Here is a 23131-nt window from a genome sequence, read left to right as displayed (position 1 = left end):
CTAAAACGGGTATCAATATAAAAAGGAGATGAATGGATGAAAGAACGAATATTCAAGTGGTTGTTGGTTACGGGGTTTTTATTTTGTTTGCATATAACAGATATCATGACTGTTGATGCGAATGAGGGACCCTTGGCAGATGTATCGAGGCAATGGTTGAAAGCGGACATACGAGATAATCCGGAAGAAGATTTACCTGACCTTAAAGGAGGATCTGAAAATTCCGGGCGGGATCCTCTGCAGCCTGTTGACCTAAGAATTTTACAACAACGGTATCCAGAAATATTTTTCTTACAAGGTCCTGCTGATCAAAAACGAGTTGCTTTAACTTTTGATGATGGTCCTGATCCACGTTTTTCAAATGATGTATTAGATGTATTAAAACAGTACAATGTACCAGCAACATTCTTCGTGTTAGGTTCAAAAGCCGTTGCTAACCCTGAAATTGTCAAGCGAATGCAAAACGAGGGTCATGTAATCGGAAACCATACCTACGCCCATCCTAACCTTGTCAAAGAATCCGACCTCGGAACCCTAGAGAGGGAAGTAACTAGAACGGAAGATGCTCTTAACGACATTATTGGTTACCGGACAAAATTATTTAGACCACCATATGGCTTCTTATACAATGAATTAGTCGAGAAGCTTAGGGAAATGAACTATTACGTGATTGCCTGGTCGGTTGATTCGTTGGATTGGCAGGAAGACCCACCGGAAGTTATTGCTTCGAATGTAGTAGACAACATTCATCCAGGCGCGATTATTCTCATGCACGATGGGGCAGAATCGGGTGGAGATCGAACGAATACGATCGAATCACTTCACCAAATTATCCCAAAACTGAAAGAGCAAGGCTATGAATTTGTCACAGTTCCAGAATTGTTGAATATTCCATTTAAGAAATAGAATGTATCTCTTACATTTACCTTTACTATTTTTTCTTGAAGGCTTTTTTGTATTACTATATGGGGTACCACCAACATGTTTACAAAAAGCACATCTATTGCATAAAAAAAGACAAAGAAGACTTATTCCCCGCGCTAAAGGGAATATGTCTTCTTTTTTAAGACACTCAAACTCTCATTAATTAATAACCATATTTTCTTTCCCATATCACTACCCCAATCACTGATTACTGACACTCTATATAGTCGCTATTTTGGGGTTGAGCAAGCCTGGCAGCGTAACTACTTTGCAGTTAGATTATAAAAGTAAATGTATTAAGGAAAAGAGGCAGTACCCAAAATAGGTACTGTCTCTTTTTTAAGTGCTTATTCAAGAAAACTGCCTCTTTAGTTGAATAAGAAAAGAAGAGCCGTTTTAGCAGCTCTACGATCTTAAACTAAAGCACACGCTAGTTGAATAGCTTAAAAGCCTATGAGGGATATGCTTTTGACTTTATAGCATCGGTGTCCAAACCAGATTCTTTAAGTTTTTGGATACCATCCGCTTCTATTAAATCTTTTAGCTCGGTCAATACTGGGTCAAAGTCAGTATGTTTTCCCAACATGTAAGTCATTTCATATTCAATCGGTAACCATGTATCTATATCCGCTTCATTATGTTGAATTTGCGCTTCCAATTTATCTAAGGCATTCGCAACTTTAGCTTCGTAAGTGTTTTTTTGCTCGAATTCCAACCAATAATCATAAAACAACTGACCACTCTCTCCTCCTAACAAATCACGGATTCTTTCAATTGCAGCAATTTCATTCTTTACTTTAATTTCTTTGGCCTCTGAATTATTCATTGTTTCAAAAGCAGGAATATCAGTTGCATATGCTTCTACTAAGTCATGGATAATAATCATTTTGAGAAGTTTTTCACTATCTACTTTTAATGGAAGGGACGATTCTATTGCCATTGCCATTAAGGCAACACGCCATGTATGTTCTGCAACACTTTCTCGACGACCATCTGACAACCAACTATGTCGTAATTCCATTTTTAGTTTTTCTCCCAGTTTAATCAGTTCTAAAACACTTTTTAGATGTTGCATAGTTTAATGCTCCTCTACATTTTTGTATTTTTAAAATAATTCCATTAATGAAGACTGATTTAGTTTAAATCAACCTTCATACAAAGGTCTATTCTTTTTAAAGATTATTCTTCTTTCAAATCCTTCTTCAACTAACCTGCCCCGTTAGTTCAATAAGAAAAAAGCTTTACTCCTTCTTGAAGTAAAGCACCTGTTTATCATCCCTTATTCAATTAGTTTGGACAGCCGTAATTTTGCAAGTTGAAATTGCAAATCTAACTAAATCAGAATTTATTGGTGAAGTACCTAACACTATGCCAAGACCTGTTTGTTCCACGTTAAAACCTACTGCAATAGAACCATTACTTGCTAAGAGATTCACTGTAGAACCGATAAGTGCATTCAGTAATTGTCTAATTGGTCGTTCACGACAATCACATTCGCATCCAGAACAAGCAGGTGGCAACAAGTTAATAAGAGGACCTGGTGGTAAAAATCCTACCCCTAATACATCAGAAATATTTACCACAAAGGTACCCTCTACACCTGTAACAGTAACTAAAAAATCATTTACTTCATCAATAGTGTATAAAAAAAAGAGAGGTTGTTGATTTGGCGCGTCTGCAATAGTAGCAAGAATTACAGTTTCCCCAACAAGTTGTTGTAAGACGGACTGAAGTGGAGAAACACAACAGTCACAAAGACTCAAACAAGGTGGGTCGTCAGGAGGACAACAACAACTATTAAGTGCTGTGTACTTAACCGGTGGACAACATTTGTTAGGTTTTATTCTATTAATCTTCTTTTTTTCGGACATAATTCCACCTCCACATTTCTTATATAATATGTTTTTTAAGAAATACGAGATGGGATTACTACCTAAGCAGGTTCTCATTGAACTAACCTGCCCCGTTAGTTGGGTAAAAGTTATTTCTTCTTTCTTGTTTGAATGTATTTTTCCGTCAATAATCCCGAATTAAACACCGATAAAATCATAATGAAGAAAAATATTACCCGAACGGTTGGATCCCTTTTGTCAGCAATAAACTCAATACTAGAAAAATTAACATAAACAAAGCCAATAGCAACAAATATAGACAAGATAAATTGCCCTTTTAAAGACTTAATCATAAAATGCCCCCTACAAATATTATTGAACTGTCCTGCGTTAGTTTAAGAAAAAAGTGCCACCCCCAGACTTGAAGTAAAGAACCCCTTTCCGTTCAATATTTTACATATATTAACTTATTCAACACATTCGCAAAAAAACTCTTCTTCAACTAACCTGCCCCGTTAGTTGAATAATATATAATTTAACATCTCACTTATACTATAATTCCATTTCGTGTATATTCCAGATTATATCTTTAATCAAAAATAAAAGCTGAACTAATATAAAAAATAGTTCAGCATAAAAATAACTTGTTATAATATTTCCTATTAATATGAATGCTGCCTTTAGCTTGTTATTTATAAATTCTAGGAACTCTGTGACCTAAGTTACAAACAACTTCATTCGATATAGTCTCTAACACATTTGCCACTTCATCTAATGATATAAAGTGATTTCCTTGATCCCCATAAACGACCACCTCATCACCAATATTTACATCCTTAATATCAGTTACATCGATCATACAAAAATCCATACATATTCTACCGAAAACAGGAGCTTTTTGTCCGTGAATAAGAACGTAAGCCATTCCAGATAATCGTCTAGAATATCCATCCCCATACCCAATCGGAATAGTTGCAATAACTGCTTTATCTCTTTTAATCATAGTTGCTCCATATGATACACCAGACCCTTTCTCAAGTGTCTGGATATGGATGACTTTGGTTTTTAACTGCATAGCTTGTCTAAGATTAACTTTTGTGTAATTCACATCTTTAGATGGATAAAGACCATACATTGAAATTCCGATACGAACCATATCGTAGGTCATATTTGGAAATTCGATAGTTGCTGCACTATTCGCAATATGGAGTAAGGGAATAGAAACTTTTCGTTTTTCCAATTCTGCCAATAGACTTTTCCATCGGTTCGTTTGTCTTTCTGCATACGATTTGTTGGCTTCATCTGCGGTAGCAAAATGTGAAAACACTCCTTCTAGATAGATCCCTTCCATTTTTGAAACGGTATCGATAAAATCACTTGCTTCTTCTGCTTGCAGTCCCAATCGTCCTATTCCTGTATCGACCTTGACATGAACCTTTGCCTTTTTTCCTAAGATCTGCCCATACTTTGATAAAGATTCTGCATGTTCTAAATTAAAAATTGATTGTGTTAAATCCCAATGCACAACATGCTTCGCTGCTGAAGGTGGTGTGTAGCCAAGTATCAGTATGGGGGCTTTAATATTTGATTTTCGAAGTTCAATTGCCTCCTCTAAACTTGCAACAGCCAAATAATCTACCCCAGTATCAATAGCTTTTTTGGAAACCTGGGATGCTCCGTGTCCATAGCCATTTGCTTTTACCATTGCCATTATTTTTGTTGAGTTTGGAATTATTTTTCGAAATTCACGAATGTTATGTGAAATATTGCTAAGGCTAATTTCAGCCCATATTGGTCTATACATCATTTTTCCTTACTTTAAGTGAATTTTCTATGATCAAGTCAAGTAGCTGATGATAAGGGATACCTGCTGATTGTGCACTTTTTGGCAACAGACTGTTTTTCGTCATCCCGGGTAATGTATTAACTTCCAACACATAAGGGACCCCGTTTTTAATCATCATGTCTATTCGGGCATAAACGCTACATTTCAATGATTTATAGCAAGAAATTGCTGCAAAAGCGACACGATTGTGTGTATCGGGCGGGAGCTGGACCACCTCTTCAATGGTAGCCACATCATTATATTTCGAGGTATAATCAAAAAACTCACCCTGATGACGAATGGAAATCACCGGTAAAAGCTTTCCATCCAATATCGAACAAGTGATTTCCTCGCCCGTAATAAGCTTTTCGATTATCACTTCGGAATCCCATTTGAATACTTCAGTAATCGCAGATTTTACCGTTTCTTTGTCATAAACAATTTTTACTCCTACACTCGAACCACCAGAATTAGGTTTCACAACTACTGGGTAACCCATCTTGTCTAGTTCATCCATATTAAGTTCTTCCATGTTCATAAGGTGAATCCAATCCGGTGTTTGCACTCCTTCATACCTGATGATTTTTTTCGAGATATTCTTATCCATGCATAAGCTGCTGGACAGGACACTGCTCCCTGTATAGGGAACTCCCATGGTTTCAAGGGTACCTTGAATGGTGCCGTCCTCACCGTACTTCCCATGTAGCGCCAGTAGCGCAACGTCAAGATTCCTCGCATTTTCCACTAAATCTTCTTTTTTCTCTATGTGGATTGGTACAATTTTATATTTATTTTTATCTAAATGAACCATCATTTCTTCACCTGTCATAAGCGAAACTTGCTTCTCGGAAGAAACCCCTCCCATAATGACGCCAACTCTCATTTTTTTTAACCTCCAAAATTTTTTTTTAAGGTGTCCCCTATGATTTTAATTCCTTGAATTATCTCTCTTTCGTTTAGCCTAGAAAATCCTAATCGTAATGTATGCTTTCCTCTACTGTCCGTGTAAAAAACATTGCCTGGCGAAAAAACAACTCCCTTTTGGTAACATGTTTCTAAAAGCTTTTGTGAATCAATGTTGTTATCTAGTTCTATAAAAAGGTGGAGCCCACCGTCACCGGTTATTCGTTTACAAGGAATACATTGCTTACAATAATGGACAGCTAGTTCATATTTTTTCTTATAGACTGCTTTCGCTTTTTTTATATACTTCTCAAAGTAGCCATCATTTAAATATTGATATAACACAGCTTGGTCTAAAGTTGAGGTATGAACCGTTCGAGCTCTTTTCATACTTTCCAAGTAATAAATCAACTCTTTGTCTGCTAAAATCCATCCAACCCGCAAGCCAGGAAAAAGAATCTTAGAGAAGCTGCTGATATAAATGACATTATTGCCGAGTCCAGCAAAGGCAGCCAATGGAGCCTGATGTGATCCCGAGTAACGTAATTCTTCATTAAATCCATCTTCAACGATAGGAAGCTGATAGGCCGAAAACAGATCCATAATTTTCTTCCTTTTTTCAGAGGATGTTACGATTCCAGTTGGATTATGATAAGACGGAATGAAATAGGCAAAATCATATTCATTTTTTGATAAGCATTTTTCTAGCATCCTAACATTGACACCGTCATCCTCCATATCAATTCCATCAATTTCAAAGCCATGTAATTGAAAGAGCTTAAGGGCAGAATGATGGGTTGGATTTTCACAAATAAGACGGCCGCTCTTTTTATTTAAAGTGGATAAAAGAATATCCAGACCTTCCGTGAAGCCATTGGTAATTAAAATATCTTTGTTTCTAATGTCTACCCCCTTAATCTCCATGTAGTGAAGCAGGTATTCGATAAGTGGTTTATAGCCCTTTGCATAGCCATAGTTAAGAACAATGTCTCCTTCAATGGACATCCGATTTAAAAAGGCCTTTTTAAAATTTTCTACATCAAATAGCTTTTCATCGGGAGCGATACTAGTAAATGAGATCATTTCCTTATTCCAGCGCACTCCATGCTTCATGAGGTCCAATTTTTCTGCCAAAAAGGTTTGCTCATTGATTTTTTTAGTCCAATTCAACTCGATAGATAGGGATTTGAAGGTCTCTACATGACTTACAAAGTTTCCTTTTCCTTTTACCGCATAGATCAGGCCTTCTTGCTCCAAATCCGCATAAGCCGTTAGAACGGTGTTTCGGCTGATGGATAATAATGAGCTGAGTTCACGGGTGGATGGAAGCTTTTGGTGCTCAAGCAAATGCCCGTTTGTAATCATTCTTTTTAAATATTCCTTAAGCTGAATATATAAAGGACGGCCTTCCGTTAGCTTAAAATCGTTAAACACTGAATTCATCCCCTTGCTTACATTTTTACATTTCTGCACCGATTCCAAAAGGTCCACTCAATATGTATTTTTACGGTCTTGTGGTAGGGTGTGGAACTATAAAGATACCATTTAGAGTCTTTGAATAAATGAAAAATCTCGAAAAATTATAGGAATGAAAGAGGCGATTACTATTTAATCCTAATGTAAAATCGCAACAACTAAATGAGTTGTTCACTGAACTTATTACTCAAGATAATTGGTTTGCCACGTCTAGATTTTTTCTTATTATTAATCTTTTCTTTTATCTTAATAATAAATAATATTAATTTAAAGAAAAACTAAATATTTTGAAGTCTAATATTCAACTGACAGGTGATTTAGTAGAAGAACTTTGACCTATTCAGACAGCTCTTTTTTTATTGAACTAAATGGACAGTTTAATCCAAGCTCTTTTCTGTTGAACTAATTAAACTAATGAGGTAGGTTTGTAAAAGAATGCAGGTACAAAGATTTTTCTGAAACTGAAAAAATTATAATCCTGGGGGAGAATAAAATGAAAGATATTCATGATGAAAGCACCTGGCCCGTTTGGGCTAATGAGACAATAGAATTGTCGAACCAAATCAGTTACTTACAACTTAAAGTAACGGGGCAATTGTTCAATTAGAGCAATCGCTTCTTGTGCTAACGAAGTAGTAGAGTTGAATTAGATATAAAATAAATTAGATTAAAGTTTGGTAATGTATACAGGGAGAAGGCATTAAAATCATGAAAAATATTATGGTTGTTGGGGCATCAGGAGTTCTTGGTCAATTAGTTTGTAGCGAATTATTAAGAATATTTGATAATCAATTAAGATTAATAGTGACCGACTATAAAACTGAACGAGGAGAAAAATTAGCGAATTCTATTAAAACCGATGTTCAATTCCAATATTTAGATGCAAATAAAGAAGAAAATGTAAAGCAGGTAATAAAAAATATTGATATTGTAGTTGTAGTATTGAAACAGAAAAATCCATATATTCAAAAAGCATGTATAGAAAATAAAATATTATGTCTAGATGTTACACCATATTATGACTTTGTAGAGAAAGTTAACGAGCAAAATGAAGATGCAGAAAATAATGATATAGGTTCAGTTGTAATGTCTGGATTTTTCCCTGGATTATCAGGATTAATGGTAAAAAAGGCTATTTCAAATTTTTCAGAAGTAACAGAGATAAATGTTGGATTATTACAAAATACAAATGCTAAAGCTGGAATATCTGGAATTTTGGATATGTTAAATATAATTGCTCAACCAGTAAAGTTTGAAAACAAAGTTATATCTGGATTTACTAATAAAAGAAAAATGGATTTCCTTCATCACCTTAAAGAAAAAGAGGTAAGATGTATAGACCATTCAGAAAAAGCTATTTTAAAAGAAACGTTGGATATTAACTATATAAATTATTGGACTTCTTGGAATGTTAATGGTTTCAATAAGCTGGTATCTTTTTTAAGACAGGTTGGCTTCATAAAAAATGTTCATAAGTACAAGGATTTTCTTTCTAAGGTAGTAAAACATAAGCCTCATAAAAATGAAAATGCTTTTCTTACTGTTGAGGTAAAGGGAGTAATCGATAACAAAGAAAAGGTAAAAATATTAGCCCTATCCACCTTTTCTGATTATCATACAACAGCAATGGCAACTGCTTCTTTAGCAAAAATAGCTCAACAGAAAAATGTGAAAGGTGTAGTTTATCCTTTTGAAATAACTGACATAGATGAATTGCTATCCGAAATAAACTGCCCCAACATTGTAATCGAGGAATTTGAAAAATAAAAAATAGTTATTAAGCTAACGGGGGCTTTAGTTTAATTAAAAGGAAAGATCGTTACATATTGGTCATATAAGATATGTAACGCCCTTTTATTAGCTCCTTTTATAATGCTCAAGGCGATTTATTAAAAATTTAGTAGCCTATCGCGTAATGCAGAATAAATCTGCTTACACATATGAACTAGACTTTTAAACTTCTGGATAGGATTTTTACATTCTCGTAGATAGATTAAACCATGAGTTACTTCAAAAAGAAAACTGTAAATGCAAAAACTTCTTAATAAAAAAAGCGATCCACTCGAATTAGTTGAGAGGAACGCTTTTTCTTTACTATTTTTCTTTCACTACATATGTACTGCTACTTAAACTTTAATGTAGAGTCTAAGAATTTTTTAATTTTATCTACCTCTTGGTCGCCTTTACCGTTATTTTAGAACCCGTAGAGGTAATAAAGTGACTCTGCTTTTTTCAGTACCATGTTCTGAGATAATTATTTTTTACTCTAAAATAATATTCTTTGCTGGTGAATCTTTTTTTAATCTAAAATCATACTTGTTTTCATTTTCATATTTTGGATTTAAATAACTGGACCTCTCATCACTACTTGAAGTAATTTTAAATTCTGGAAAAGAAGTATACTCTTTCTCTTTCCATACCCAAATACCAGTTTTTCCTTTTTCCTTATGGAATACATTATTTTGCAGTTTATTTGCTTGATTGGTTGTGAAATAATTAGCAATAAACAAGCGAGATGGTCCAGCTGTTAAAATGTTTTTTTCGATCACATTGTTTTTTGTATCATGCTGTAATAAAAGCTGTCCCCCATCTAGTCCCTTCGTGTCATTTCGATAAATAATATTTTCCGAGATTGTTGAATTTATCGTACCTCCACGATTTTTATCATACCCACCAATCGATATCCCAGTGTAATAGTTGTTATAAATAGTATTGTTTTTAATATTAATATGACTAGCATATTTTTTCGCATGCTCAGACGTTGCTTCAATTCCGATATCGCATTTATAAATGGTATTCATTTCAATAGTTATATTCCTCCCCCCATCTACGTATATTCCACCAGCAGCATAATCTTCCCCATAAGCCGGGTTTCCGTACGAGGATATTTCATAAACTTTATTATTTTTTACTACCCCATTTCTGACATAGTCAGCTTTTTTATCATTAGAGGTACCCTCATAACCAATCAGATCAATACCGATATTATCACTTCGGCGAACTAGATTATTTTCCACCTTAAAGCCGTCAATATTGCCATTAAGTACAAGAGATTCACTTGAACCAAGTTTTAAATCCTCTACTATATTATTAAAAATATTTATCTCTTTCATTGGGCCAGTTCCGTATATGGCAATTCCATGTCCATTTCCGTCATCTGCATGTGTTTCAATTCGCCGCACATGGTTATTCTCTAATGTAATATGACTGCTAGATCCTGTTACATAAATCCCCATTACCGTTTCATCTGTTAAATTAGTCGATAGATCCTGTATAGTTAATCCGCTAATCGTAAGATAACTTTTATTATTTATTGTAACTAAGGATGTATTTCCTTCAACATCTTTTACATCCTTTCCACTAAGAACAACTTTATCGTTTTTGTAAGCTTTAAAAATAATTGGTTTTGATTTTGTTCCACTATGTTTAATGACAAGTCTTTCATTATAGGTTCCTTTACGTATGTAGACGGTAGTTCCGGCAACAGCTTCTGAAGCAGCTTTTTTTAGTGTTCGAAAGGGCTTTAATTTTGTCCCATTATTTTGATCATTTCCATTTACAGCTACGTATATTGAATTATCCTGTTCTGCTTTGGTATTATTTATAACTAAAACAATCGTGATAGCAGCTGCGGCCAAAAGGATAATAATAATTTTTTTCATTTAATCATTCCTTCTTAAAATAAATTATCTGCATAATAAGTCATAAAGGATAAAAGGATTGCCTTGGTTGCGTAAACACTTTTAACTTTCAATGTATCAAAACTTCAGCTAATCCGTCTACATGATCAGCGTCCGGATGAGTTAAAACAACAGCATTTAATATTTTTACTTTCTGTTCTTTAAATATGCTACTACTTCATTTTCCTGGCCATTATTTCCTCCGTCAATTAATACATTCTCATTACCAGTTTGAAATTAGATGGAATCTACTTGCCAACATCAATAAAATGAACTTCTTTGCTGGCTGCTTCAGACGTTGGAACACAATTAAGACTAACAAAACTATGAAAGATATTAATTCCATCAATTTATTATAACCTTTCATTTCACTTAACTAGAACATTAGTGACAATTCCCGCTACCAAAACCGTTTAATTTACAATTTCAACACTATTATCACTATTTTCAACGCCTATTTTAACTTCCCTCGTAACTGTTTCAGTGGTCAGTTTACTTGTTAAATATAAAGCTGAAAATAATATCAAAGCAAATATACTTAATAATAGGATTCTTTTTTTGTTCACTTCATCCCTCCTTATTTGAATGTTAAATACTCCATTTACTTATATTCTACAAAACAGACCTATCCACTTATGTGAATAGGCCCTTGATTTTCTTATTGTTGTAGTAAGTTCAAAATTAACTTGATTTATAGTTTTTCTTTTAATTCCTCTATTTGTTCAATATGTCTTTTTTCGTGGTATCCGATAAATGGAACCCACTGATCTAGACTCATTAATCCGAATATTGGCTGTGGATAGGCTTTCTCTTTCAGTTGATGCTTGTTGCAATTTGAGACAACCTGAATAAGAACATGACGTGATTCTTTCAGTTTTTCTTTCATCTCTTCAAGTGTGATAAATCTTGCATCTGGATTTGCAAATGAAGGTGCTTTTATCTTTGTAGAACGGTTTACTGTTAACTCAATTGGCTTGGTATTAACAGTCTGCTTTTCACCCTTTTTCAAAGTATATTGAATTGCTTTTGCTACTCCAGATTCAATTATATGCAGATGATGAAGTACTTGCATAATCGTCCAACGACCTTCTTCAACTTCCTTATTTAATTGCTCGTCCGATAGATTGCTTACACTATTCAATAAATCATCTCTTATGCTTTTGTTAAATTCTAAATACTGTTCCATCTTATATCCCTCCAATACATCTTCATAGAATCGAAGAATTTTTAAAAAGCTATTTTACAATACGAAAAGTATCAGCTAATAGATGACAAAAATAAATCTTGATTAGATCTTTTGTTAATTCTTTTCTCCATAAATCAGTTGTCCACCCATCAAATTACTTCTATCTCTCCACTTTACATATTTTGCAGAAATCCAAGTTATACCTTCCTCTAAACTAACATTCGTAGGATTAAAACCTTCACAATTAGCCCAATAGAAAATACCATTTTGTTTTATAAACGTAGCGTCAAGAATTTCTGCAGTATAATCCGCTGGAAGAGGGCTTATGCAAAAGTGTTTAATCTCTTCAAACACTATTTCAATAGCAGAAATTGGTCCAGCTTGTCTTTGAAATAAAAGACTTGCAGATGTAGTAGGGTCAATTGCCATTCCGTAATTTTCCCCAACAAAACTTTTAGTTTGAACATGAGCTTCTTTCAAACAACTATCATGAAAATAGCCAAATTTATTCATGAAGGTCCTAATGTCTTCATCTGTATTCAACGTTTGCCAATCCATATCTCCACTCCTGTCTATGATGAAAAACAATACGAATCAATGCAAGCATTAATTTGGAAACTTTTACGCCTGCTACTTTAATTAATTTACAGAAGATCTTTCATTCTCTTTAACGTATAAATGAAATATTCCCAGTTATTGATGGTTGAAGATATACTTATATGCTCATCTGGGGTATGCACTAGAAATATATTTGGTCCAATGGAAATAGCATCTAAACCTGGAATCTTCTCAATAAATACACCACACTCAATCCCAGCATGTACAGCAATTACTTCCATCTCTTTACCGTATTTTTCTTTATACGTCGCTTCAAATAGTTTCTTCGCTTTTGAATCAGGATTATAAGGCCATTCAGGATAATCAGAATCAATGAGTACTTCACATTCAAGCATTTCTGCAATCGATCTTACTTGAGTGACCATATAGGATTTAGCACTTTTGATAGAACTTCTTATTTCACTTTCGAATGTAATAGATGAATCAGTTGTCGTTACAACTCCTAAATTAGTAGAACTTTCCACTAACCCCTCTATTGCCATACTCATTCCTTGAACACCATGTGGTATTAATAGCAATGAAGTAATAGCTTTATGCTTCGTTTCTTTAGAGAATACATTTGTAGAGCTTATTTCTCTTTTTTCTAAGACAATCGATACATTTGGATCTGAAAACTGTAATTCGTTTTTCAATATATCATTGTATTTCTCAATTTTTTCTTTTATCTGCTCGTCATCTTCCTTTTGAATGAAGACAATTGCTTCTGCTTCTCTTGGAATGGCATTAGGCTTTAAACCACCATTAATCTGTTGTATAGAATATTGAAATTCCGATGATAGTTCATGTAATACTCTTCCTAATAATTTATTAGAATTACCTCTCTCCTTATTGATAGAGATACCAGAGTGTCCACCTTTTAATCCTTTAATACGAATGCAGTAAGCTACTTCATGATCCTTAGCATTCTCCCATTTAATAGGCAGTATTTGCGTAACATGTACCCCCCCGGCACTGCTGACAAGTAATTTACCATCTTCTTCTGAGTCGATATTAATCAAAATTTCACCTTTGAAATGGGCAGCATCTACAGCTATCGCACCATTCATCGTTGTCTCTTCTTCAGTCGTAATGACCACTTCTAGAGAAGGGTGAGGGATATCATTAGCATCTAATAATGCTAACGCATATGCAACTGCGATTCCGTTGTCTGCTCCTAAAGTAGTATCCGTTGCATACAGCATGTCCCCTACTATTCTTAATAGTAGAGGATCCTTTTCAAAATCATGCATCGTATCTTGGTTTTTCTCACAAACCATATCCATATGCCCTTGAATAATGACTGTCGGAACATTTTCATATCCAGTAGTAGCATCTTTTTTAATGATGACATTTAATGCCGAGTCTTGTATTACTTCGAGGTCGCGCTCTTCTGCAAATCGAACTAGATAATCGCTAATCGCTTTCTCATTCCCTGAACCTCTTGGAATTTTGGATATCTCTGCGAAAAAATGAAATACTTTATGACTTGTTAGTTCTTCTAGATTACTATACATACGATTCACCTTCTCTTTAACAATATTTGAAATGTTTAGTATTATTATAGCTCAACCTTGAGACAAGATGTTGTCCCCAGTATTCATTGTCAGAATATAAATATGTAACTTTAGAATTTAGATTGATCATTTTTATACTTCTTATTAAATAAAACAATTTTTACTTCTATAAGAAATTTGGCCAGCATCTATTGTAAATACTTGAACTGCTTTGGATGATGCTTCGTTTAATGTTAAAAAACAACCATGCTGGCAATTTCTTTTAGTTTTCCTGGACGACCTATTAGTAATTGTGTAAGTACAACTTGTTTTATTCCGATATTCTAGAGTAATAGTATTGAATTGAGAATCTCTTCCCAAATCTTCAATGATTACTGCTTATTTTTAACTAACATCACCATGTTTTGCTTCATGGCTTCTCCCTTTTTAATTCTTATTTAACCATTCGAAAGCTTGAACTACTGCATTGGCAATTTCGATATCTTGTGCACTACTGCCTCCACTAATTCCTATACCGCCAACAATTTTCCCTTCACTAATTAAAGGAATACCTCCTCCAAGAATGACGATATGACCGTTATTTGTTGTATTTATACCAAATGAAGGACTACCTGGAAGAGCTGCTTGCGATAAATTTGCAGTCGGCATCTGCATACTTACACTAGTCCAAGCCTTGTCTTTAGAGATTTCAATACCTGCAATTCTCGCATTATCCATTCGAAGAAAAGCAATCAAATGAGCGCCATCATCTACAATGGCAATATTGCTAGAGAGCCCCATTTGATAAGATTTCTGTTCGGCAACACTCAATAATCGTTTTGCTGTTTCAATAGTAAGTTTAGCCAAAATTCCACCTCTTTCTTATATGCCTATAGGATATGGCGATACAATAGAAATGGTGTAAACTTAAGCTAATAAGATACATTGTTCTAAATCATCCCGAATTGAAGTCACCTTTAATTTTTCTATCCAATTTTCTGCTTCAGATATTCTTCTACTTTTGGACATAAAAAACCCTCTTGGATAAACATAACCAGAGGGGTAAACGTTGCGACTTTATTTCAAGGCTTCATTAAAGATAAAGTGTTTGATATAATATTTTAATTATTCAAATAACAACCTTGCGATTGTATTTAATTCCCATTAGTCTTATATAAAGACATTTTAGAAATGGGGATGGTTATATTTTATGAAAAAAGCACTCATCACCATCATTATCGGTATTGTATTAGTGGCTGGATCATATGGCATTTTTCAATACAATAAGTATAAAGAAAAACCAATAACGGATGTTCTAACGCACTTAGAAGACAGTAAGGTTAGCTCTATAGATGTAACAAAAATGAATAAATTAAAATTTGGAAAAAACTATACTTTTAAAAATGATAATTCCTCGATTTTAAAATCACTAAAGAAGGTAAAGCTACGTCTTACAAAAGATGATTACGATATGTTTAATTGTAATTATATAATGTCTATCACAACAGACATGGACCGAATTACTATATTTTTGTTTGTTGATGAAAAAGAGATGGTTATCTTTAGCGATACTGAAAGTTGGGGTAGAAGATATTATAAAGCTACTGATAGTGACTTTTTTGATGTTGTAGAAACATTATTAACTAAAGAAAATGAAGATGTGTAAATAAAAAGAGGCAATCCAAAAAGTCAATTTCTCGACTATTGGATACCCCTTTGCAAATTCAAGTATTATGAATTGTCTATTTTGTTAAATCAATCGATTTTATCCTTTTAGAACAACCATGCTATCTCCTATTTCGTACGTTTTATGAATAGTGAAACAACTATAGCAAGTAAAACGATGATAAATCCTAACGTAAATGCAGAATCAAAACCTGCTGTTAAAGCAGCTACTATTTCCGTTGGGTCATTTGGATTTTCAGACTGTGTTAAATAATCTTTTTGTCCAGATGACATTTTACTAATGAATAGTGCCGTTCCAATGGCTCCTGCTACTTGCTGTAACGTACTAAAGATTGCTGTACCATGTGCATACAATTCTTTAGGTAATTGATTTAGGCCATGTGTTTGTGTAGGCATCATGACAAGCGAGATACCCACTAATAGCATACAATGGATCGTAATAATATATCCTGTTGTCGTTGCAACATCAATCCCTATAAACATCCACATTGCAACAGCTACTAACACAATCCCAGGAATGATAATAGTACGAGGACCATATTTGTCAAAAAGCTTCCCGGTAATCGGAGCCATGAAACCATTTAACACACTTCCTGGCAACATAATTAAACCAGATTTAAAAGCTGATACTAAAAGTACACCCTGTAAAAACATTGGTAGTAATGTCATAGTTGAGAACATCGCCATCATGACAATGACAATTAGTACAACTGTTATTGAAAACATTGGATACTTAAATGTACGTAAATTGAGTATTGGATCCTTAATTTTTAATTGTCTTATAATGAACCAGATTAATGAAGCAACTCCGATTATTAAAGTACAATATACTTCTGCATTTCCCCATCCAAGCTCTCCTGACTTACTAAAGCTATAGACAAATCCGCCAAACCCGATTGTTGATAAAATAATTGATAAGACATCTACTGCTGGTCTAGTTATTTCCGAAACATTCTTTAAATACTTTGCCCCAACAATAATTGATATTAGAGCAAGTGGTATTACGATGTAAAATAACCAGCGCCAATTAAGAGTATCAATAATTACTCCTGAAAGAGTCGGCCCAATAGCTGGTGCAAACATAATAACTAGGCCAATTAAACCCATTGCTCCACCACGTTCTTCCGGTGGGAAGATGATTAAAATGGTATTCATCATAATCGGTATGATTAAACCCGTACCGAATGCTTGTATAATACGCCCTACAAGCAAAAAGCTAAATGCTGGTGCAAATGCCGCAATAATTGTACCTATTAAAAATAAGATCATCGCAGATAAAAACAATTGCCTAGTTGTAAACCACTGTTGTAATAAAGCGGTAACAGGCACTAACACGCCAACAACTAACATATAGACGGTAGTTAACCACTGGATAGTAGTAGGTGTTACACTAAATTCACGCATCAATTCTGGCAATGCATTACTTAATAGTGTTTCATTTAAAATAGAAACAAAAGCACCAATAATCATAGCAATGATAATCGGTCCTTTTTTTATATTCGATAAATCGAATGGATCACTAGGTGATACTTGATTGGTCGTGTTCAAATTTATTTCCTCATTCCTAAATATTTGCTACACTTGTAGGATAAAGCTACTAATGTCTACTAAATAATATACACATTTAATTTTAATGTTGAAAGAATCAAATTTAATTGAGTATCTATATAAACTACAAATCAAGGAGAATGTAGATGAATTTTAATGATAAAAAGGTCGATCTTAGGGTTAGAAGAACATATAAATTATTGTGGGAGGCACTTGAAGAATTGCTATCGCAACCTGGACAAGAGTTTAGCTCCGTTACTGTCAATCAAATTTGCGAAAAGGCAATGGTTCACCGTACTACTTTTTATAAGCATTTTGAGGATAAATACGACTTATTATATTTTGGAATTGAACAATTTAACGAAAAATATGTGAAGGTTAGCTTAGAAGAACGTGTATTAAAACCATTCCAATCCTTTGAAATGGTTCCAAAAATTAGAGTTGTTAGACAACATTATGCAATCAAATAAAAATGATGATATTTTCAATAACTATATGAATTATCGTAATAAAGAGACACTAAAGCACGATTTTTTAGAGTTAAATAACCGCGGGGAGAACTTCTCGGTACCAATTGAAATCATTGTGGAATTTTACTCAGGAGCGCTCTCTTCGCTTAGTGCATGGTGGGTTCAAAATGGTCGCAAGGTTCCAGCAAAACAAATGGATCAATATTTTCACGAAATGATTAATAAAGAATTTTTCACTAGTTCAAAATAGATGTTTCTAATTGGAGCTTCTCCTATCCTGCCTTACTTCAGTAACATTGTTTGAACAGCCATAATGACAGTTCAAACAATGTGATAGTCATTTATTAAGTAGACTACTATTCATGAACCGTCACTATTATTCCGTCCACATTATTTCCTGATATTTCATAATGTTGATCCACAGGGACATTAATTGTCCTACTCTTTGAAATTTCATAATAAGAAACCGTATAATTTTTCCCCTCAGCATTAATGGAAATATCCCTATTCTCTTTCAAGAAATCTAAGTATTCTTCTAAAGTTAGTTTCTTTTTATGCATAATGGCACTATGAGGTAAACCGACATAGCGTATATGCCAAGGTTCATATTGAATCCCTGTAATGTTTGTTTTATTTTTCGGATAGCGTAGAACAAAGCCGTACTTCCATACCTCTTCTTCAATCCATTTTCCTTCCGGAGCTTTCTCCATTTTCATTTGAGTAGACCCTACATCGAGTGATAAACCTAAATTATGTTCGCTATATCCTGCTGGCAATGCATAATTAGAGCCCATTTTTTGATATAGCTCACTTTGCTCATCAAAATCTCGATAGCTACTACTAATTAAAAAATGACTAACACCTTCTTTTTCCGCCGCTTCTACTACCTTCAAAAATTTATTTACAATATCCTTTGATAGGCGAAGATTTCTATCAAGTATTACATAGCCACTTACTAACTCTTTATTTTGAAATAAATTTATAATATCGGATTTTATGCTATCTTTCTGAACTGGGTAATCTTTATTAACTAGTAATAGATCACCTTTATAAATTTGCTCTTTTGTAATTTCTTTCTTTTCGGTAATCGTAGAAGTTACCTTTTCATCCTTTTCCACAACCTTAACCTCTACGCCATTTTGATAAAATGATGCCATATAAATACTAACAAATACTGTGCACAATATAAGTGAAAAAAATACCCACTTTTTCATTACTAGTTTCCTCCTTAACCTTACTTAAGTATAGGATAGAAAAAACTATTTAAATAAAAAGTGGGGTAAACTTAAAATTTTTATTAAATTTTTAAATGAGATTCCGCACCATCGTCTGCTGGTAATCTTACTTCAAATATTGTTCGGATTAAATTACTTTCAGCAGAAATCGTTCCGTTATGTTGCTCTACAATATTTTTCGCAATGAATAAGCCAAGCCCTGTACTTTCTTGATTCTGGGTTCGTGCTTTATCACCCGTATAAAACATATCGAAAAGATACGGCAACTCTTCCTCTGGAATACTATCTCCATAATTAATAATTTGTACGACAACTTCTCCATTATCAATATGTCCATTTAATTCAACAAACTGTCCATCATAGCCGTAACGAATTGCATTGGTTAATAGATTTTCAAATACTCTTGCCAACAATTTACCGTCTCCATAAATATTTAAATGAGGAGCAATATTCATTCTAGCTACTAAATCATTCTTTTCTAATAAAGGATATAATTCTTCATCTAACTGTATAAGTAATTCACTTATATCAATCAACCTTTTCTCAACCTTTAGCATGCCATATTTCATTCTTGTTATTTCAAATAGCTCATCAATTAGTCCTTCTAATCGTTGAGACTTCGTAAATGCTATCGTCGAAAAATGTTTAATTTGCTCTTTTGTTAAATTCTCCTCTTTAAGAATTAAATCTAAATAGCCTAAAACAGATGTTAATGGAGTTCTTAAATCATGAGCCAAATTTAAAACTAACTGATCTTTACTATTTTCCGCAAAATCACCTCTTTCAACAGCTTCTTTTAACTTTTCACTTGCTAAATTGATTTCGTGCGCAATATCACTAAATTCATCATTTGAATCAACATGAACTCGATTTGTAAAATCACCGTTAGCAAGATAATGAATTCCATTAGAAATTTCATTAAAGTACTTTGAATATGGTCTAGTAAGAAAAAAGAAAAACAAAATAGATAGAGGGATAAATATAATTAAAAAGAAATTAACATCTCCAATATTTCTAATCGTTGACCGAAATTGAGACAAAGGATCCTCATAACGAACCATAGTTTTATAATAGAGCTGAAGCCCTTTGTAGATTATATACGTAATGCCACCAGCTAATATCATGCTTAAAGCAAATAATGCAATCATTTTTGAGCGGAAGCTTCTTACCATTTTAGCCATTGAATGTATAACCAACCCCCCAAACGGTTTTGATCAATTTATTTTTCCTCTTATCTTCTCCAAGTTTTTTCCGTAAAGTACGAATATGTACCATAACTGTATTTCCGCCTTCATAGTACTCCTCGTCCCACACTTGTTGAAAGATATTTTCCACACTATATACTTTCTTCGGATGGCTCGCTAATAAATATAAAATATCAAACTCTTTTGGAGTTAATTCAATATGCTCATCGTGAACACTAACTGTCCTTTGCTCAGGATAAATGACCACTCCACTAATTTCCAAAACATCTTTATTTTCATCCTTTTTCGGTTGATTCAACAGGAAAAATCGTCGCAAATGAGCATTTACACGTGCAACTAATTCTATCGGAGTGAAAGGTTTCGTCATATAATCATCTGCTCCTATTACTAGTCCTGTCACCTTATCGAAATCAGACGTTTTCGCACTCAAGAAAATGATAGGCATATGATATTGCCCTCGAATTTGACGCGTAACTTCATAACCGTCCATTTTTGGCATCATAATATCTAAAATCACCAAATCAATTTGTTGAGATTCGATAACACGAATAACTTCTTCTCCATCAGCTACTTTAACGACATTGTAGCCTTCTTTTTCTAAATGTATCCCAACTAAATCAGCAATTTCTGCTTCATCGTCAGCTACCAAAATTGATACTCGCTTCATTTTAATACACCCCTATATCATTTCAATTCCATACTACTTACACTCTAAAAATTTCTTCATTATATCTTTTCACACGCTCTATTTTAATATCTTTCACGCTGAACTGTAGCTTTCTTAAAGGAGTATCGAACTTTAATTAAATGGAACTTTAAGGGATTCCCTCATAAAACCCCAGCACACAAACCAACAATATAATAACTACTACAAGTTACTTTTTAGTACTAAAACTCAAACACAATCTTACCTTCAACTAGCTTCAACTTCGCACTAAACATTGAACCTTTCTTCGATTTAAAGCCTTTCATTTCCTTTGTCACACCGTCTTGACAAAGGTCTGACACCTGCTTAGGTGATAGTTTTTTACCTGCAACTGTTTTAGATAAAGTAAACTTACAGCCTGCTTTATAATTCGAGCAGCCATAAAAACTTTTACGAGATAACATCTGTCCTTTTTTACAAATTGGGCAAAGTCCAAGTGGTTCATTGGAAGCACTACCCTCAGCGGCTGCTTGAATATCCGTTTTCTCTACCATTTTTGGAGTTACTTCTATTAAATGATTTAAAAACTTGCAGACATTTTGGATGAAAGCTTCTTTTGAACCTGTACCATTACCAATTTTCCGCAAATAAGTCTCCCATTTCGCGGTCATTGTAGGACTTGATAATAGTGACCCTTCAATCGTCTGGCATAATACGCGTCCTTTATCTGTTATTGAAACGATATTTTTTGTCACGTCTATATAACCATGGCGTTTTATCGTCTCAATAATACCTGAACGTGTTGCTTCAGTACCGAGCCCTTCCACTTCCTTCAAAATATCGCTAGCGCTCTCATCATCCACGAGCTTTCCACAGGTTTTCATCATTTGCACAAGCTGTCCTTCCGAATAAGGCTTTGGAGGCTGGGTTGTCCCTTCATGAATAGCAACTTTTGACTCTACTACCTCATTCACACTTACTCGAGGTAATAATGGTTCTTCATCCTTTTTCTTTGTCGGTTCACTCCCACTCCATAGTGTTTTAAATCCTGGATCTAGCTCCACTTTGCCAACTGTTTTAAAATCGACTGCCTTCACATTCGTCATGATCGTCGTTTCTTCATATACATGATCTCTATGGAACATCGCCAATGCACTCTTCACTATTTCAAAGTAAATATTTCGTTCCATTGGCGATAAGCCTTGTACTTTTGCAGCCGTAGGAATTGTTTTTGTTGGGATGATGGCATAGTGCTCTTCCACTTGTGCATTATCTACATAACGCTTTTGAGGACGTCCATTTGCAATCTCAAATGGTTTATCAACGATTTTCTGATAATCCGCTACTCTGTCAACCAGATAACTAAATTCGGCTTCAGTTATATACTGACAATCTGATCTTGGATAAGAGACTAGCTTTTTCTCATACAAACCTTGTACAACATCCAACACTTTTGCTGGACTGTATTTCCATATTTTATTGGCTTTAGCTTGTAATGTAGAAAGAGCATGTAACTTCGGAGGTTTAACGTGCTTTCGCGCTTTTTTAACATCTTGAATCACACCCGGCAGAATTTCACCTTCAGCAATACAAGCTTGATGCAGTATTTGCTCGACTTCCTCTCGCTTATCCTTCTTAATAGCCGCTTTCCCTTTATACGGCCCTTTTTCAGCTAAAAATTCAGCAGTTAGTTCATAGAAATTAGTCGGTTTAAAATGTTCGATTTCTTGTTGTCTTTGATAAATCATATAAACTGTTGGCGATTGCACACGACCAATCGACATCGTTTCATTTAGACCCTTTGCCTTCAGCAGCATCGTGTATAAGCGGCTTGCATTCATCCCAACGAGCCAATCACTGATTTGACGTGCCTGCGCTTCATGATACAACAGTAGATCCTTATCATTATTTCGCAAATTGGCGAACCCTTTGCGTATCTCATCTACCTCAAGTGAATTTATCCAAAGTCGCTGAACTGGCTTCTGACGCACACCTGTTTGACGATAGATAGAATAAAAAATATTAGATCCTTCTCTGTCCACATCGCATGCGTTAATAAGCACATGTGCTTCTTTAAACAACCGCTTTACCTCTTGAAACTGATCCCACTTGCCTTTCGCCACTCGGAATTCGTAGTTATCCGGTATCATTGGCAATTGTGCCAGAGACCAGCGCTTCCATTCTGGCTTGTAATCTGCGGGTTGTTTTAATTCAACTAAATGCCCTATCCCCCAAGTAATCGTCGCTCCTTCTGGAAACGTCTGATTTGGGGCAAGTTCTATGTAATGTTTTGTTTTCTTTGCTACTTGAAAAGCATCTGCATAAGCTTTCGCCTGCGATGGTTTTTCAGCTAAAATCACTGTAAGTCCCATACTAACACCTCTATTTATATCCTTACTCGTATCATACCGAAAATTTGTTCGGT

Annotated in this window: 21 protein-coding genes and 1 pseudogene; 5 read left to right on the top strand and 17 right to left on the bottom strand. The window is 34.4% G+C overall.

The features are described from left to right. Positions 1-36: 36 nt before the first annotated feature. Entirely contained in the window at positions 37-906 is an 870-nt protein-coding gene (locus MHH98_RS10295) for a polysaccharide deacetylase family protein (RefSeq protein ID WP_038182238.1), read from the top strand. A 469-nt stretch (positions 907-1375) separates the two neighbouring features. On the opposite strand, the gene MHH98_RS10290 is transcribed toward MHH98_RS10295, so the two are convergent. From MHH98_RS10290 to pdxR, 6 genes and pseudogenes are all read right to left on the bottom strand, one after another. After that, positions 1376-1999 carry an HD domain-containing protein gene (locus MHH98_RS10290; RefSeq protein WP_076065398.1) on the bottom strand — a complete coding sequence of 208 codons (624 nt, stop codon included), beginning with the start codon at positions 1997-1999 and terminating at the stop codon, positions 1376-1378. Positions 2000-2207: 208 nt separating this feature from the next. Continuing rightward, a pseudogene (locus MHH98_RS10285) lies at positions 2208-2681 on the bottom strand (hypothetical protein); the annotation flags it as partial. A gap of 224 nt (positions 2682-2905) precedes the next feature. After that, positions 2906-3109, bottom strand: coding sequence for a hypothetical protein (locus MHH98_RS10280; RefSeq protein ID WP_038182244.1), 204 nt, complete (start codon positions 3107-3109; stop codon positions 2906-2908). 335 nt (positions 3110-3444) lie between these two features. Next, positions 3445-4560, bottom strand: coding sequence for an alanine racemase (gene alr / locus MHH98_RS10275; RefSeq protein ID WP_340712762.1), 1116 nt, complete (start codon positions 4558-4560; stop codon positions 3445-3447). After that, positions 4553-5464 carry a D-alanine--D-alanine ligase gene (locus MHH98_RS10270; protein ID WP_038182249.1) on the bottom strand — a complete coding sequence of 304 codons (912 nt, stop codon included), beginning with the start codon at positions 5462-5464 and terminating at the stop codon, positions 4553-4555. The genes alr and MHH98_RS10270 overlap by 8 nt, the downstream gene beginning before the upstream one ends. 5 nt (positions 5465-5469) lie before the next feature. After that, the gene (pdxR, locus tag MHH98_RS10265) at positions 5470-6918 is read right to left on the bottom strand and encodes a MocR-like pyridoxine biosynthesis transcription factor PdxR (protein ID WP_038182253.1); all 1449 of its coding nucleotides are present in this window, start codon (positions 6916-6918) and stop codon (positions 5470-5472) included. A gap of 750 nt (positions 6919-7668) precedes the next feature. Here pdxR and MHH98_RS10260 point away from each other — a divergent pair. Continuing rightward, positions 7669-8727, top strand: a complete 1059-nt coding sequence (locus tag MHH98_RS10260) for a saccharopine dehydrogenase family protein (RefSeq protein WP_340712760.1) — start codon at positions 7669-7671, stop codon at positions 8725-8727. 494 nt (positions 8728-9221) lie between these two features. Here the strand turns inward: MHH98_RS10260 and MHH98_RS10255 are convergent, their stop codons facing one another. The 6 genes from MHH98_RS10255 to MHH98_RS10230 form a co-directional block, all read right to left on the bottom strand. Next, positions 9222-10622, bottom strand: coding sequence for a right-handed parallel beta-helix repeat-containing protein (locus tag MHH98_RS10255; protein ID WP_038182260.1), 1401 nt, complete (start codon positions 10620-10622; stop codon positions 9222-9224). 431 nt (positions 10623-11053) lie between these two features. Beyond that, positions 11054-11206: a hypothetical protein gene (locus tag MHH98_RS10250; RefSeq protein WP_155981172.1), complete on the bottom strand. Its 153-nt coding sequence runs from the start codon at positions 11204-11206 to the stop codon at positions 11054-11056. Between the two features lie 125 nt (positions 11207-11331). After that, complete coding sequence (locus MHH98_RS10245; RefSeq protein WP_340712758.1) at positions 11332-11826, bottom strand: DinB family protein; 495 nt, start codon at positions 11824-11826, stop codon at positions 11332-11334. Positions 11827-11940: 114 nt separating this feature from the next. Continuing rightward, positions 11941-12384, bottom strand: a complete 444-nt coding sequence (locus MHH98_RS10240; protein WP_038182279.1) for a hypothetical protein — start codon at positions 12382-12384, stop codon at positions 11941-11943. Between the two features lie 86 nt (positions 12385-12470). Beyond that, positions 12471-13937 (bottom strand): aminoacyl-histidine dipeptidase, encoded by a 1467-nt coding sequence (locus MHH98_RS10235; RefSeq protein ID WP_340712757.1) that lies wholly within the window; start codon positions 13935-13937, stop codon positions 12471-12473. A 426-nt stretch (positions 13938-14363) separates the two neighbouring features. Further along, entirely contained in the window at positions 14364-14783 is a 420-nt protein-coding gene (locus tag MHH98_RS10230; RefSeq protein WP_340712756.1) for a GlcG/HbpS family heme-binding protein, read from the bottom strand. A 343-nt stretch (positions 14784-15126) separates the two neighbouring features. Here MHH98_RS10230 and MHH98_RS10225 point away from each other — a divergent pair, with 343 nt between their 5' ends. After that, complete coding sequence (locus MHH98_RS10225) at positions 15127-15582, top strand: hypothetical protein (protein ID WP_340712754.1); 456 nt, start codon at positions 15127-15129, stop codon at positions 15580-15582. A 128-nt stretch (positions 15583-15710) separates the two neighbouring features. On the opposite strand, the gene MHH98_RS10220 is transcribed toward MHH98_RS10225, so the two are convergent. Next, positions 15711-17099 (bottom strand): DHA2 family efflux MFS transporter permease subunit, encoded by a 1389-nt coding sequence (locus tag MHH98_RS10220; protein ID WP_412104685.1) that lies wholly within the window; start codon positions 17097-17099, stop codon positions 15711-15713. A gap of 197 nt (positions 17100-17296) precedes the next feature. Here MHH98_RS10220 and MHH98_RS10215 point away from each other — a divergent pair, with 197 nt between their 5' ends. Both MHH98_RS10215 and MHH98_RS10210 read left to right on the top strand, forming a co-directional pair. Further along, positions 17297-17620, top strand: coding sequence for a TetR/AcrR family transcriptional regulator (locus MHH98_RS10215; RefSeq protein ID WP_340712753.1), 324 nt, complete (start codon positions 17297-17299; stop codon positions 17618-17620). Beyond that, positions 17607-17870 (top strand): TetR-like C-terminal domain-containing protein, encoded by a 264-nt coding sequence (locus tag MHH98_RS10210; protein ID WP_340712752.1) that lies wholly within the window; start codon positions 17607-17609, stop codon positions 17868-17870. Before MHH98_RS10215 ends, MHH98_RS10210 begins: the two co-directional genes overlap by 14 nt. A 106-nt stretch (positions 17871-17976) precedes the next feature. On the opposite strand, the gene vanY is transcribed toward MHH98_RS10210, so the two are convergent. From vanY to MHH98_RS10190, 4 genes are all read right to left on the bottom strand, one after another. Continuing rightward, complete coding sequence (gene vanY / locus MHH98_RS10205; protein ID WP_340712749.1) at positions 17977-18834, bottom strand: VanY-A/VanY-F/VanY-M family D-Ala-D-Ala carboxypeptidase; 858 nt, start codon at positions 18832-18834, stop codon at positions 17977-17979. Between the two features lie 83 nt (positions 18835-18917). Beyond that, positions 18918-20036 (bottom strand): HAMP domain-containing sensor histidine kinase, encoded by a 1119-nt coding sequence (locus MHH98_RS10200; protein WP_076034799.1) that lies wholly within the window; start codon positions 20034-20036, stop codon positions 18918-18920. Beyond that, on the bottom strand, positions 20029-20727 hold the full coding sequence (locus tag MHH98_RS10195; protein WP_038182305.1) for a response regulator transcription factor: 699 nt from the start codon (positions 20725-20727) through the stop codon (positions 20029-20031). The genes MHH98_RS10200 and MHH98_RS10195 overlap by 8 nt, the downstream gene beginning before the upstream one ends. A 221-nt stretch (positions 20728-20948) precedes the next feature. Next, the gene (locus tag MHH98_RS10190; protein ID WP_340712747.1) at positions 20949-23078 is read right to left on the bottom strand and encodes a type IA DNA topoisomerase; all 2130 of its coding nucleotides are present in this window, start codon (positions 23076-23078) and stop codon (positions 20949-20951) included. Positions 23079-23131: the final 53 nt, after the last annotated feature.

The sequence above is a fragment of the Viridibacillus sp. FSL H8-0110 genome (assembly GCF_038003565.1).
In the GTDB taxonomy this organism is placed as follows: Bacteria; Bacillota; Bacilli; order Bacillales_A; family Planococcaceae; genus Viridibacillus; species Viridibacillus arenosi.
The sequence above is the reverse complement of the archived record's forward strand: the minus strand, read 5'-3'. Positions and strand labels throughout refer to the sequence as shown.